We start from the raw sequence: 13,744 nt of genomic DNA on the forward strand, positions 1-13,744 counted from the left end.
TCGGTATGCGCCGAGGCTTTCATTATTTTGCGTTAACTGCACAGTTGTTATTGCAGCTCTTCCAACTCTTTCACACCCATGTTCCACAGCGTGAAGCCGTAGATATCAGCGTACTGTTCGATGGTTTTCGATACCGGCGTACCTGCACCATGACCCGCATTGGTCTCGATACGAATCAACTGCGGATTCGAACCTCCTGCTTTGGCTTGCAGTTCAGCCGCAAACTTAAATGAGTGCGCCGGCACCACACGGTCGTCGTGATCACCAGTGGTAATCATTGTTGCCGGATAGCTCACTCCCTGCTCAACGTTGTGGACTGGTGAATAGCCGTACAAATACTCAAACATTTCTTCGCTATCTTCGGCGGTACCGTAGTCATAAGCCCAGCCTGCACCTGCGGTGAAGGTGTGATAGCGCAACATATCAAGTACACCGACCGCTGGTAAGGCAACTTGCATTAAATCTGGGCGTTGCGTCATCACTGCGCCCACCAACAAACCACCATTTGAGCCGCCACGAACCGCCAAACGGTTGTTTGAGGTATAGCCTTGGTCAATCAGATATTCACCTGCTGCAATGAAGTCATCAAACACGTTTTGCTTGTTAAGCTGCGTACCGGCTAAGTGCCATGCTTTACCATATTCACCGCCACCGCGCAGGTTGGCCACCGCATAAACACCACCCATTTCGAGCCAGAGCGCGTTGGTGATGCTAAACGAAGGGGTCAAGCTGATGTTGAAGCCGCCATAACCATACAGCATGGTGGGATTAGTACCGTCAAGCTCAAGACCTTTCTTGTAGGTGATGATCATAGGTACTTCAGTGCCGTCTTTAGAGGTGTAAAACACCTGCTTCGACTCATAGGCTTCGCTATCGAAATCAGCTTTTGACTGCTCGTAAACTTCCGATTCACCAGTTGCCGGCGCGTACTTATAAATGGTGCCTGGGGTATTGTAATTGGTGAAGGTGTAATACAGCTCTTCAGCATCGTCTTTGCCACCAAAACCGCTCACGCTACCCACGCCTGGCAACTCAACATCACGTACTTTGTTGCCGTCGTAGTCGTATTGCTCGACCTTGGCAATCGCGTCGACCATGTACTCAGCAAAGATGTAACCGGCACCGGTACCAACGCTTAATACGTTATCAGTTTCGGCGATAAAATCTTGCCAGTTAGCAGGTTCCGGAGCTCTTGCATCAACCGTTACTACGCGCTTATTCGGCGCATCGAGGTCAGTCACTAAATACAACTTCGAACCTTTGTTGTCTAGCACTGAAGTATCACCATCAAAGGTGTCGGTAATAGCAACAAATTCACTGTCTGGGCTACTCAAATCTTTCAAGAACAGTTTATTCCCTGATGTTGAGTTAGCTGCGCTGATGAACAAGTAGTTGTCGTCTTCAGAAACGTAGCCGCCAACATAACGATGTTTTTCTGCTTCGCTACCACCAAAGATGACGGCATCATCCGCTTGCGCAGTACCCAGCTTATGATAGTAAAGCTTGTGTTGGTCAGTTTTCGCTGACAACTCACTGCCTTCTGGCTTGTCATAGCTTGAATAGTAGAAGCCATCGTTGCCAAACCACGAAATACCGCTAAATTTCACATCAACAATCGGATCTTCAAGCTGCTCTTTGGTTTCGACATCGATAATGATGATCTTGCGCCAGTCACTACCGCCTTCAGAGATTGCGTACGCAGCGATTGAGCCATCTTTTGAAAAGCTCAAACTAGCCAAAGAGGTCGTGCCATCTTCGCTGAACGTATTGGGGTCAAGGAAGACCTCAGTATTGCCCTCAGCATCTGTACGGTACACCACGTACTGGTTCTGTAGACCGTCATTCTTGTAGAAGTAGGTGTAATCGCCTTCTTTGAAAGGAGCACCTACTTTTTCATAGTTCCACATGGAACTTAAGCGCTCTTCGATTTGTTGACGATAGGGAATTTGCTCAAGGTACTTAAACGTCACCTCGTTTTGTGCTTGTACCCAAGCCTCAGTATCAACACTGCGATCATCTTCAAGCCAGCGGTAGGGGTCTGCAACGACAGTACCAAAATAATTGTCGGTGACATTACCGCGGAACGTGGTTGGATAGGTTAACTGATTTGCTGCCATCGTCGCTTCTTTGCTCAATTCAACATCGTTCGATGCCTGTTCTTGTGGTGAACAAGCCGCTAATACGGCTACGCTCAGCACCGATAACCATTTTTTCATGGATTCTCTCCCCTATTTTAATGTTATTAGCTTAAGGCCGGGTGGGTATTTGCGAACCAAGCCTGCTGATTCATGCCCGCCAAGAACTGCTGTAGATTTGGCCAGTTCTGAATATCAATGCGGTTGCGAAATTGTGCCCAGCTTAAAAAGCATGCCAGCCGCAGATGTGCGTCATTTTTTTCATCAACTTGACCCCACTCGCGACTATTTAAGTCATCAAGTATCGCACTCACACGATCTTGTTGGCGCGCCAAGTAAGGTACTTGTTCAGCGGTGAGGTTATCCATACTTAGAATAAAGATGTTTACCGTAGCATCTAACGCCGTATTGATCGTGCAATAGAGATCAAAAGTTGCTGGGTCCTCACAGAAACCTTCGCCCGCTAAACTGCGAAGATAACGTAAAATCGACGACGAATCATGCAATTCTAGGCCATCATGAGAAAAGTAAGGTACCCGTTTTGTCGGCGTTTGCTGCGCACTCTGAGTGTAGTCTGTTGGAACAAACTCGTAGTTGTGCTGATGTTGCGCCAAGACAATGCGACAATGGCGCACGAATGGTGAAGTATAACTGCCAAATAGTTTCATATCGGTTCCTGAAAAACGCTAAGCTAGACCAAACTGCAAAGAGATTAGCATAATGAAAAAAGCCATACAGTATTTACTTAAAGGCCTTGCGATATTGTTACCAATTATTGTGACCATCGCCCTGGCGCAATGGCTGTTAGTCACCATCGAAACGTGGCTACGCCCTATCTGGATCGTTTTACTTAGTGAGGATTATTATTTCCCGGGCCTCGCTTTCATCAGTTTCATTCTACTAGCAGCGCTAATTGGGTTTAGCACGCGCTGGGGCTTTATGAATAGCCTGTGGGCATTACCCGGCAAACTTATGGATAAAATGCCATTGCTTAATAGCCTTTACGGCACGGTTAACGATGTGTTCGAAATGATGTCGGGCAAAAACTTTGCTGAAGAATCAGTGGTCATGGTGACCATGCCGGGGGGCGAGCTTAAACTGATTGGTATCGTTACGAAAAAAAGCGGAATTAGCGGTGACAAACTCTCTGAAGCCCTGGATGATGACAACGTCGCGGTGTTTTTACCAATGAGTTACAATGTCGGCGGCTACATGGTCATGGTACCGCGCAGCTGTATTGAACCGCTAGATATGAGTCCGGCCGATGCCTTACAACTGACCATCAGTGGCGGCCTTGGTAAAAAGAAAATTAGGGAGCGTGAATGAGTTACTTACCCTGTGTAGAAATCAATCCTGAACAGACCGCCAACCGCAGTGTTATCTGGTTGCATGGCTTAGGCGCAGACGGTAATGACTTCGCTCCAATCGTTCCACATTTACAGGCGCCAGCAGGCTGTCACGTGCGTTTTGTATTTCCCCACGCACCACAAATGCCAGTTACCATCAATGGTGGTATGCGCATGCCTGCTTGGTATGACATTCTATCGATGTCGATTGAGCGTAAAGTAGATACTGAGCAATTACGAGCGTCTGCGGCCGAAATCCGTAAGCTGATAGAACGCGAGCAAGAACGCGGCGTTAAACCTGAGCACATTATCCTTGCCGGCTTTTCACAAGGGGGTGCCGTGGCCTATGAGACAGCATTAAGCCACTCACAGCGCCTCGGTGGTTTGTTGGCGTTGTCGACCTATTTAGCGACTTATGAAAGTATCTCGTTGAGTGATGCCAATCGCGACCTGCCCATTCTTATTCAACACGGCAGCCAAGATCCTGTGGTTCCCGAATCGCTAGGTAAACTCGCATACAATTGGTTGGCTGACCAAGGTTATCCAGCAGAATTCCAAAGCTTTGCAATGCAACACCAAGTCTGTGGCGAGCAAATCGCCGCCATCAACACCTGGTTAAGCAAGCACTTGTAAGTTATCGGCCCACTGCTCAACCCATTGCATGGCGGTGTCGTGATTCGCAGTGCGAATGTTGACATGGCCTACTTTGCGACCCGGTTGTGGCGTTTTGTTGTACCAATGGCACTGGGCGTCTTGGTGATGCCATAAACCGGCAGGAATTTGTTGTGCGCCAATCACATTGAGCATCAACGTTGGCGCAATCGACAGTTGCGGCAATGGCATGCCAGTCAGCGCTCGAATGTGCAAGTCAAACTGACTACAGGTTGCACCGAGCATAGTCCAATGACCTGAATTGTGAACCCGTGGGGCAACTTCGTTGATCAACAACTGTGCATCCGCACCTTCGCCCACCACAAAAAACTCAATCGCGAACACACCTACGTATTTGAGCGCGTCGGTAAGGCGTTGGAAGGCCTCTTTAGCCTGTGCGGCGATGGCAGCTGGTACCGTGTCGATACCACCGAGGCTGTAACTTAGAATACCTTGGCGATGCACATTGGTGATCAACGGATAGCTGCAGGTACTGCCGTCTTTGGCACGCGCACCGACCAAAGAAACTTCTTTTACGAATGGAATCAGATCTTCAACGATGCCCGGCGCTTGCCCGGCTTCGCTCACTACAGCAGCGATGTCATCGCCTGGCTGATAGCGCCACTGCCCTTTGCCATCATAACCGCCACGAGCAGCCTTGATGACCACCCCGCGTTGTGCTTGACGTAAAATCTTCTCTAATTCGCTCGGCGTGTTGTAACTTTGCCAGGGTGAGGTTGCCACACGGCAGTCGTCGAAGAGTTTTTTCTCAGCACGACGGTCGGTCAAACTTTGAATACGCGCAGGGTCCATCAAAAATTTATCGCGTGCCGCCGCCATAACATTGGCAGGAATCGCTTCATGTTCCCAGCTGACCACATCAGCCCAAGCCACTGCGTCTTGCAACGACCAGGGCAAGCTCACTTGGGCCGACAGCGGTTTAATTTCTTCGATGCGGGTACTGTACAGCAGGCATTCATGGCCATGACTGATCGCACTGGCACCCAACATTTGACCTAGTTGACCGTCACCCGAGAACAATAGCTTCATGCGTCAGGCAACTCCAAATCTGGACCGTTCATGACTTTATCGCGTTGTGCGGTGCGGAATGCATTTACTTTTGCGCGCACATCGGCGTTGGTCGTACCGATGATTTGCGCGGCCAGCAACCCAGCATTCGCAGCACCAGCTTGGCCAATCGCTAAAGTACCCACAGCAACACCTTTTGGCATTTGCACAATCGACAACAGGCTATCAAGGCCTTTCAATTGTTTGCTTGGTACCGGAACGCCCAACACTGGAATTGCCGTATAAGCCGCCAACATGCCAGGTAAGTGCGCCGCACCACCAGCGCCAGCAATCACTACTGGAACGCCGTCTTGCTCTGCCTGTTGCATTGAAGATTTCAATAAATCGGGGGTGCGGTGAGCGGACACAACTTCAGCGCGCCACTCTACGCCGAGGTCTTGTAACATTGTTGCGGCGTGTTGCATTACCGGCCAATCAGACTGTGAGCCCATTAGAATAAGTACAGGTGCCATGCGCTGCTCCTTTTGAGAAAGCAGCGAATTTTACCAGTTAGTCAGAAAGGTGCAAATTTATTGCGCGACTTTTAGTCGATCACGCCCTTGGCTTTTCGCTTGATAGAGCGCCGAATCAGCTGCGCCAAGCCATTCGCCCCACTGTTGACCACGTTTGTACTCGGCAACGCCACCACTGGCGGTCACCGTTACCGTGAGTGATTTCACCGAGAATGGGTCGTGACGAATCCGATCGAGCATCTGCGTAGCGAGCTCTTCGGCCTCATCACTTGCGGTATTGGGGAAGATGACCACGAACTCAGCGCCATTTGAACGCACCACGGTATCGTTGGTGCGCGCAACGCTGCGCAGACGGCGCGCAACTTCTTCAAGCACCTTATCACCAAATAAATAACCATAACGGTCATTGACGCTTTGAAATGAATCCATGTCGATTTGCACCAGGCTAGCTGGCTGTTTCGCGCGCTCAGCTTTATTTGCCGCTTGCTGCACCATGTCACTGAGGTACTCACGTTTAACACAACCGGTTAAAGAATCGGTGGCAGCAGCACTGAATAGCTTACGTTGCATACTGCTCATCATGATCAAGAATGCCGCGCCAACGCCAATCAACACCAACATCGAGATTGCAACACGCCAAGCGTATTCGAACGGCAATACTTGATAGATAACAGCGGCGAATAAGGCGTAAATCAACATGATCACAAGCACAAAGATGGTCTTGTCAAACATGAAAAAGACCATTGCGAGAATCGGATACATCCAATAAACGCCCAGAATCCCTGCACTCTTCATCGAGACGCTCACTAAGGTCCCGAGACAACAAATGACAAGAAAATTAATCCATTGTGGCGCCAGCTCGTTGCGATAAAGGTAACCAATAATGATGAAGCCGATGGCAATACAGAATAAAGCTGCAGCGGCAGCCCAACTGCCCTGGATAGCGGCGTAAACTGACGTGCCCGCAATCACAATACCGGAGCCGAAATAAATCCCGCGCATCGCCAACAAGCGAAAATGCTGCCATAAATCAAATGTTGCGGCTGATGAAGGTGAGTAGCTCTGGTTCATAGGCTTTATCCGTTATTTTTTTATTAACTGTACACCTTAACGAGTGCTTGCGCTACATACGCGATTACGGCCCTCTCGCTTCGCTTGCAACAGCGCCTGATCAGCGGCATTAAGCCACTCGGCCCAAGACTGTTTAGCAGCTATCTGCGCCACTCCAAGCGAAATCGTGACCGCGACTTCGTGTTGCTTACCTTTAAACGGCCGCTCGGCAATTAAATCTCTTAATTTGTGCGCCACCACCATGGCAGCATCGGCATTGGTTTCAGGTAGCAAAATTAAGAACTCTTCGCCACCGACACGAAAAATCTCGTCGTTTTTACGCAAAACTGAGCGCAAACGCTTAGCAACTTGTTTGAGAATTTGATCGCCAAACAGATGTCCATACTTATCATTCAACGGCTTAAAGTGATCAAGATCGATAATCACCACACTCGCTGGACGCTGATAGCGCTGCCAACGAGATAACGCATCCTCTAACACCCCAGTCACCAAATGACGGTTGTTAAGCCCAGTGAGCGTGTCGGTGACGACAAGTTGTCTCAACAATTCCTGCAGTTGCTTTAGCAACACCACAAATACCGAACCCAGCACTAAAATAATGGAGAGTGTCGCGGTGAGTCGCCATGCATCGTCGAACGGCAGTGTGAATGCGGCTGTTCCACCAAACACTACCACTAAAGACGCGGCTGCGATAATCCCTGCAGTACCTGAAAATAAGAAAAAACACGCGGTAAGTAGCGGATAAGTCCAATACACACCCAGGTAAGCATTAAAATGCATCGATACCGCAGTAATACTAACTAATAGCGTGATGAAAACGATTCGAAATGGGAGTGGAATACGTTGACCGCGGTAATACCACGCAACAATGCCAAACAACACGCTCGCGCCGAGTATGACACTCGCCAACACATGATTACCGATAACAAACTGAGCGAGTGCCAAGACTAGCTCAATAATAGCCCCAGCCCAGACAATGTTGCCCGTGACTTTTATTTTAAAGCCTTGTAATAATTCGTCAGCCGACTTATTCGCTGGGCTAGTTTCCGTTTTATGCATTGGCGAACTCTTTCATTCCATTCATCAACAAGCTAGACCCTAAGGATAGGAAAGGCAAGCCGTTTGAGGCACAATGAGATTAACTTCATAGTTAAAGGAGTAGGCTTATGTTACTCACTGCAGAGCAGTCCTTATTGGTCATCATTGATGTGCAAGAAAAACTCGCACCTGTCATCAATCAACGCGACCAATTAATAGCACGCATGCGCTGGCTCGGTGAAATTGCCAACGAACTTAATGTCGGCGTACTCGTCACCGAACAATACCCAAAAGGGCTCGGGATCAGTGTCGATGCCCTGAGTGGTGTGATTGAAAATGCTCAAGTGGTTGAGAAACTGCACTTTAGTGCCTGGCAAGAGCCTAATTTCGTCGAAGCTGTAGAAAACCACGACAAACGCCAAATTATTTTAATGGGCATGGAAACTCACGTTTGTATCTTACAAACTGCTATCGATATGGCTCAAGCCGGTTACCAAGTTTATGTTGTCGAGGATGCCGTTGGATCACGCAGAGACTCCGATAAACAAACGGCTTTAGCGCGATTGCGACAAGCCGGCATCAACATTATTAGTAGTGAAATGGCGGCTTATGAATGGCTTTATAAAAGTGGTACCGATGAGTTTCGGCACATCACTAAAAATTGGATTCGTGGATAAATTTAGGCTTGACTAAAGAAAGTTCATTTGACAGGCGTTTCAATGAGCGTATACTGACCGCGCTAGAAAAAATTGGCTGTCTCATTGTGGCCTGTTACGAAGTCAATTGCTGTACCTCGTTTTGTAAGTCCCAAGTTATACACGATTTTTATTAGCAACACCCTAGATTTTCACATGCATACGAGGAATTTCAGCATGTCTACAGTAACTGGTAAAGTAAAGTTCTTTAACGAAGCTAAAGGTTTCGGTTTCATCGAGCAAGAGCAAGGCGCAGACGTATTCGTACATTTCAGCGCTATCCAATCTGACGGTTTCAAAACTTTGGCTGAAGGCCAAACCGTTCAGTTCACTATCGCTCAAGGTCCTAAAGGTCCTCAAGCTGAGAACGTGGTACCTATGTAATCACGTTGCTTCGGCAGCCTAGATTAATAGAATCCCAAAAAGCCGCTCCTAGAGCGGCTTTTTTTATGCTTTCCGTCAAGGCTGTCAGTCACGATAGCTGTACCACCCTGCTTTATAGCTTTGCTTGGTTGCTGATAACCTTGCCTGCTCCAGACCCTCGGCGAGCACCCGCTTGGCTCGCACTGTATCCCCTTGCGCCGCATAGACACTTGCTTGTCCCCAATAAACCTCATGCAGATAAGGGGCGTAATACGCGGCTTTCTCGTACATGGTTAGAGCAGTTTCAAATCGGTTCTGCGCAAAAGCGCGCTCTGCTAATACAATCCAAGTGTATGGGTTTGGGTCAGGTAGCGCCTGAATACGCCGCTCGTACGCCGTCATAGCAGCTTGGTTATTGCCTGATCGTGCTAGTGCGAGCGCGTTATGCAGCACATTCAAATTATTTGGCTCAAGCTTCAATACATAGTCATAAATGCGTTGCGCTGTCTGGGTATCACCCGCCCGTCGATGCAACAAGCCGATAATATTGAGCGCATCACCATCGTTCGCCTCATAGCGCAAAGCAGCTTGCGCATAGGCAAAAGCCAAATCAGGTTGCTCAGCTAACATAAATTCGGCCGCTCGGTTACGGTAGTACAGTGCAAGAAACTTGGCTTCACTAATGATACCTCGACTACGGGTGTCCCTTGCGGGGAAGTAATCCACCACCACCCATTGACGCTCATAAAGTACATCTCGACTTTCTTCGCTGGGCACCGGGCGGTACAAACGCGCGCGCACATGATCTGACTCCATCACCGTATCGTTGATGCGATCATAAACTGGGGCATTCGTCACTTGTTGAAACTTAATCTCGACATCGACTAAGTCAGCCAAACTCTTAGTGACGATAGCTAACGCCATACAATTGCCCGCCTGCAACGCCAAAGCTTCACTTGCGGTGTAAGTCTCTTCTTTGTAGTTGAAGCCGTGGGTCAGATCGCTCAGATAGCGGCTAATGCGCTCATTGGCTGGTAAATGGCTTAAATGCCCGTTGAAGACACGTAAAAATGCCTGTTGCTGCGCGTCACTGAGCGCAAATAACTGTGCTGGTGAAATCACCTCTGGCGTTTTATCAAACAAGGCATCATTAAATGTTGGCGGGCTTAGCTGATGATGAATCGGTGCTTGCTCGCGCAGTTGCGCTGGCTGCCCGGCGCAACCGAGCAGCGTTACAAGTAGGATCGGAGTGATGTAGCGTACGATTGCCATAACAAGTTACCTCTGTGGCAACTGCCCTGGCGCAATGGGTTAATTTTATTGGTCGCGTTTGCGTCGTTCAGCTGCTTCTTGCTCTGCAGTGATGAAGTCCATGTCGTCCAATTCAACTTCCGGTATTTCTTCACACACATTACCGCCAAGTTTATTCACTGCGCAACATAAATCGGCGACTTTTTGGTCAAGCAAATGCACGTGATCAAGCATACGACCAATCGCTGTTGCAACAGGGTCTGGATTGTCGGGCGAGATCGCGTAGGCATCGAAACCATACTGCTTGGCCATTTCTGCGCGACGCTTGCTGACTTCTGGTGCCACTTTCGAGTTTGCCACACGGGCAGGAATTCCAACCACCGTGGCCTCCGACGGCACATCTTTTACCACTACCGCGTTCGAACCGATACGCGCGTTTTTCGCAACGACGATAGGTCCCAGGACTTTTGCGCCCGCACCAATGACCACACCATCTTCAAGTGTCGGATGTCGTTTACCTTGATTCCAACTGGTTCCGCCCAAAGTGACGCCATGATAAATGGTCACATCATCACCAATTTCAGCAGTTTCACCGATGACCACGCCCATACCGTGATCGATAAAAAAGCGCCGACCAATGCGCGCACCTGGATGTATCTCGATGCCGGTCAACCACCGCGCGACCGTTGATAAAAAGCGTGCCAGCCAATAAAAACGCCAGTTCCATAAGCGGTGATTCATGCGGTGCCACCAAATTGCGTGCAACCCCGGATAGGTCGTTAGTACCTCAAACCAGTTGCGCGCAGCAGGGTCACGGGCATACACACTGTTGATGTCTTCGCGTAGGCGTTTAAACATGAAAACTCTTTCCACTGTTGGTAAGTGTCGTAATTATATCAATTTAATAGCTGATGCGTTAATTCAGCGTTTTTATGCGGTCTATGCGCGTCGACAAACTTGATTTGCCAGTTCCGCTAGGCGTATGGTGAAGCTTCATGCATTATTTGTCTAATAAAGTGTCTAACCCAGAATCGAGGAAGCTATGGCAAAATCAACAAAAACAACTCTAATGCTGACCCACCTCAGCGCCAGCTTACTATTAGCTTGCAGCGCTGCGCAGGCCGATACCCTGATTTATGCTGGGCAATTGATAGACGGTACCGGTGCGGAACCTGAACGTAATAAAACCATTGTCGTCGATGAGGGTCGCATTACTGCAATTGTCGATGGTTTCCAAGAAGCCACTGCTGACGATGTCGTCATTGACCGTCGTGAAGGCACCGTTATGCCAGGTTTCATCGACATGCACACGCACCTTACCTCGCAACTCGCGCCTGGTAGTTACATGCATAAATTTACCAAGAGCGGCCCTGATGTAACCTTAGATGCAGTCAATTTCGCGGGTAAGACGCTGATGGCGGGTTTCACTACCGTGCGCGACCTAGGTGACTCATACAATGCCAGTATCGCCCTGCGTGATGCGATTAAAGCTGGCAAAGTAACCGGCCCGCGGATTTTCACCGCAGGCAAGTCAATTGCGACCACTGGCGGCCATGCTGACCCTACCAATGGCGCGAAGGAAGATCTTTATCCGTCACCCACTCCAGCAGATGGCGTCGTCGATGGGCCTTATGATGCGCGCAAAGCTGTTCGAGCGCGCTATCAAGATACCGCTGACTTAATTAAGCTAACAGTCACGGGTGGTGTTTTAAGCGTCGCCAAGAGTGGTCAAAATCCGCAGTTCATGCAAGACGAACTCAATGAAATCGTAAACACGGCGCGTGATTATGAAATGAAAGTTACTGTGCATGCCCACGGTAAAGAAGGTATGTTACGCGCGATTGAAGCTGGCGTGGACTCCATTGAACACGGTACCTACATGGATGCCGAAGTGATGGATGCGATGAAAGCCAAAGGTGTGTATTACATTCCAACTATCACCGCTGGTAAGTCGGTTGCCGAACGTGCGGAAATCGATGGCTTCTTCCCAGAATTAGTACGCCCTAAAGCGGCGGCGATCGGTCCAAAAATTCAGGGCACCTTTGCAGAAGCTTATAAGGCAGGTGTGAATATTGCTTTCGGTACTGACGCAGGCGTCTTTGATCACGGCGAAAACTATCGTGAGTTTGTATACATGGTAGAGGCAGGCATGCCGGCCCTCGAAGCGATCAAGGCCGCAACTCATGAAGCTGCGACCCTTCTCGGTACGATTGATGACTTTGGTACATTGACGGTTGGCAAGCGCGCCGACATCGTCGCAGTTTCAGCTGATCCTCTAGCTGACATTGCTGTACTTGCCGATATCGACTTCGTAATGAAAGACGGGCAGGTCTATAAAAACGCTGCTAATTAAAGTCCTTCAGTAACTGGCGGACGTCTGCCAAAATGACGTCCTCCAGTTCTTTCTCATAACCCTCGCGCTCATCATCCATTTTACGAATTTCACTTTTCGGATATTGCTTACGCGCCTCGTGAGTTGGCATGTGCTTGATTCGTTCATACATGGTATGCAGCCCACGATAGCGTTCACTGTAAACCGGTTTCCCCTCTTCCACCCGCAAGTCTAGCAACACCACTAGCCGCAGCGCGCCCTCAGACAGCGCACACTGGCCTTGATCCATCGCTTTGGCGATGGTCACAATACTCTCGTGCAAACGCTCATTACGCTTCTGAATCGCCGCATCGCGGCGTTTATTCTGATCTTGTAACCGTCCTAGCAGGCGCCCAGCTACAAATGCCAGCACGGCAACAATCACCACCGCGACCACAACCAATAGCCATGCCCACCACGGGAAATTACTCATCATCATCGTCCTCATCATCGTCGAAGTTTAACCCGAGCAACTCAGCGAGCTGCTCAAAGCGCTCTGTACGTTCGTCTACGTAACGTTCTTCGCTAGGGTTTAATTCATCGCCGTTATCGATACGATCGAGTAATGCTTGCAGACGTGCGTCGTTTTCGAGCGCCTGCAGCTCTGCTTCAGCCGCTGCACGGTCAAAGCTCGGCTGCGCAGCTACTTGTTGCGCATGGGTGTTGACCAAGGTAATAGGTTTCTTGCTACCAAAGCGAGAGTCCCCCACAGGCTGGCTTGTGCCACTTTTCGGAGCTTCTTGCTGTGGATTAAATCGTGAGCCAGGTTTGTGACCCTTGCCCTTGTGCTTGGTCCCTTCTGGGGCTTTGCGTTGGACTTCATCTCTAGGTTTTTTGGAGGCTGCTAGTGGGCCTGTTTTCCGAGTCTTTTTCTTGCGCGTCATAGGTAGGCTTCATGTTGTGGCAAAAGATAACGCATAGTGTAACCGAGCAACGCAGAAAATAAAAAGGCGATGCCGAAGCATCGCCTAGTGTATTCTCTCTTACTCACACAGCGCACGTGCGATTCACGAGAACGGTTGTCAATTCATCCGTGTACTTTATTATAACTTCCGTGAGTTTTTTATTGTTATTGTTATCTTTTCGCGCATCAACCGAGCATTAGCTTTTGTTTTTATTTGCTTGGTTAAGGTTGGCCTCCTGGCCTGTTGTTATTCCCTGGATTAAAAATGTAAGTTGCTTACCAACCGTCAGAACTCGCTCTCTCAGCGGTTTCCCTAATCTTGAATGGCATTCAGACTACTGAATCGTCATTTTTTATCAATGATTTTTATCGTCTAAA

General features: G+C 49.0%; 15 protein-coding genes. 5 read left to right on the forward strand and 10 right to left on the reverse strand.

Annotation, left to right across the window (positions count from 1 at the left end; genetic code table 11):
* Positions 1-47: 47 nt before the first annotated feature.
* Together ACJ8W9_RS08960 and ACJ8W9_RS08965 are read right to left on the reverse strand one after the other, a co-directional pair.
* Complete coding sequence (locus ACJ8W9_RS08960; RefSeq protein WP_411360891.1) at positions 48-2,216, reverse strand: prolyl oligopeptidase family serine peptidase; 2,169 nt, start codon at positions 2,214-2,216, stop codon at positions 48-50.
* A gap of 26 nt (positions 2,217-2,242) precedes the next feature.
* Positions 2,243-2,803: a glutathione S-transferase family protein gene (locus tag ACJ8W9_RS08965; RefSeq protein ID WP_411359759.1), complete on the reverse strand. Its 561-nt coding sequence runs from the start codon at positions 2,801-2,803 to the stop codon at positions 2,243-2,245.
* 52 nt (positions 2,804-2,855) lie between these two features.
* Between ACJ8W9_RS08965 and ACJ8W9_RS08970 the strand changes: the two genes are divergently transcribed.
* On the forward strand, positions 2,856-3,461 hold the full coding sequence (locus tag ACJ8W9_RS08970) for a DUF502 domain-containing protein (RefSeq protein ID WP_411359758.1): 606 nt from the start codon (positions 2,856-2,858) through the stop codon (positions 3,459-3,461).
* The gene (locus ACJ8W9_RS08975) at positions 3,458-4,114 is read left to right on the forward strand and encodes an alpha/beta hydrolase (RefSeq protein ID WP_411359757.1); all 657 of its coding nucleotides are present in this window, start codon (positions 3,458-3,460) and stop codon (positions 4,112-4,114) included. The genes ACJ8W9_RS08970 and ACJ8W9_RS08975 overlap by 4 nt, the downstream gene beginning before the upstream one ends.
* Here ACJ8W9_RS08975 and ACJ8W9_RS08980 read toward each other — a convergent pair.
* The 4 genes from ACJ8W9_RS08980 to ACJ8W9_RS08995 are packed head-to-tail and all read right to left on the reverse strand — an operon-like array spanning position 4,097 to position 7,803.
* Positions 4,097-5,182: an ATP-grasp domain-containing protein gene (locus ACJ8W9_RS08980; RefSeq protein ID WP_411359756.1), complete on the reverse strand. Its 1,086-nt coding sequence runs from the start codon at positions 5,180-5,182 to the stop codon at positions 4,097-4,099. The two genes, ACJ8W9_RS08975 and ACJ8W9_RS08980, sit on opposite strands and share 18 nt — an antisense overlap.
* Positions 5,179-5,673: a 5-(carboxyamino)imidazole ribonucleotide mutase gene (gene purE / locus ACJ8W9_RS08985; protein WP_411359755.1), complete on the reverse strand. Its 495-nt coding sequence runs from the start codon at positions 5,671-5,673 to the stop codon at positions 5,179-5,181. The genes ACJ8W9_RS08980 and purE overlap by 4 nt, the downstream gene beginning before the upstream one ends.
* A 57-nt stretch (positions 5,674-5,730) precedes the next feature.
* On the reverse strand, positions 5,731-6,744 hold the full coding sequence (locus ACJ8W9_RS08990) for a GGDEF domain-containing protein (protein WP_411360892.1): 1,014 nt from the start codon (positions 6,742-6,744) through the stop codon (positions 5,731-5,733).
* Between the two features lie 36 nt (positions 6,745-6,780).
* A complete protein-coding gene (locus ACJ8W9_RS08995) occupies positions 6,781-7,803 on the reverse strand; it encodes a GGDEF domain-containing protein (protein WP_411359753.1) in 1,023 nt (340 codons plus the stop codon).
* Between the two features lie 107 nt (positions 7,804-7,910).
* On the opposite strand from ACJ8W9_RS08995, the gene ACJ8W9_RS09000 reads away from it, so the two are divergent.
* Positions 7,911-8,459, forward strand: coding sequence for a hydrolase (locus ACJ8W9_RS09000; RefSeq protein WP_411360893.1), 549 nt, complete (start codon positions 7,911-7,913; stop codon positions 8,457-8,459).
* A gap of 195 nt (positions 8,460-8,654) precedes the next feature.
* Positions 8,655-8,861 carry a cold-shock protein gene (locus tag ACJ8W9_RS09005; RefSeq protein WP_034733468.1) on the forward strand — a complete coding sequence of 69 codons (207 nt, stop codon included), beginning with the start codon at positions 8,655-8,657 and terminating at the stop codon, positions 8,859-8,861.
* An 84-nt stretch (positions 8,862-8,945) separates the two neighbouring features.
* On the opposite strand, the gene ACJ8W9_RS09010 is transcribed toward ACJ8W9_RS09005, so the two are convergent.
* Positions 8,946-10,112: a tetratricopeptide repeat protein gene (locus ACJ8W9_RS09010; protein WP_411359751.1), complete on the reverse strand. Its 1,167-nt coding sequence runs from the start codon at positions 10,110-10,112 to the stop codon at positions 8,946-8,948.
* Between the two features lie 45 nt (positions 10,113-10,157).
* Positions 10,158-10,949: a serine O-acetyltransferase gene (gene cysE / locus ACJ8W9_RS09015; protein WP_411359750.1), complete on the reverse strand. Its 792-nt coding sequence runs from the start codon at positions 10,947-10,949 to the stop codon at positions 10,158-10,160.
* A gap of 184 nt (positions 10,950-11,133) precedes the next feature.
* On the opposite strand from cysE, the gene ACJ8W9_RS09020 reads away from it, so the two are divergent.
* Entirely contained in the window at positions 11,134-12,444 is a 1,311-nt protein-coding gene (locus ACJ8W9_RS09020; RefSeq protein ID WP_411359749.1) for an amidohydrolase family protein, read from the forward strand.
* Here the strand turns inward: ACJ8W9_RS09020 and ACJ8W9_RS09025 are convergent.
* The gene (locus tag ACJ8W9_RS09025) at positions 12,437-12,901 is read right to left on the reverse strand and encodes a DUF2489 domain-containing protein (protein WP_411359748.1); all 465 of its coding nucleotides are present in this window, start codon (positions 12,899-12,901) and stop codon (positions 12,437-12,439) included. The two genes, ACJ8W9_RS09020 and ACJ8W9_RS09025, sit on opposite strands and share 8 nt — an antisense overlap.
* Positions 12,888-13,346 (reverse strand): Der GTPase-activating protein YihI, encoded by a 459-nt coding sequence (gene yihI, locus ACJ8W9_RS09030; RefSeq protein WP_411359747.1) that lies wholly within the window; start codon positions 13,344-13,346, stop codon positions 12,888-12,890. The genes ACJ8W9_RS09025 and yihI overlap by 14 nt, the downstream gene beginning before the upstream one ends.
* Positions 13,347-13,744 lie beyond the last annotated feature (398 nt).

The organism is Pseudidiomarina salilacus, assembly GCF_047323925.1.
GTDB classification, from domain to species: domain Bacteria; phylum Pseudomonadota; class Gammaproteobacteria; order Enterobacterales; family Alteromonadaceae; genus Pseudidiomarina; species Pseudidiomarina salilacus.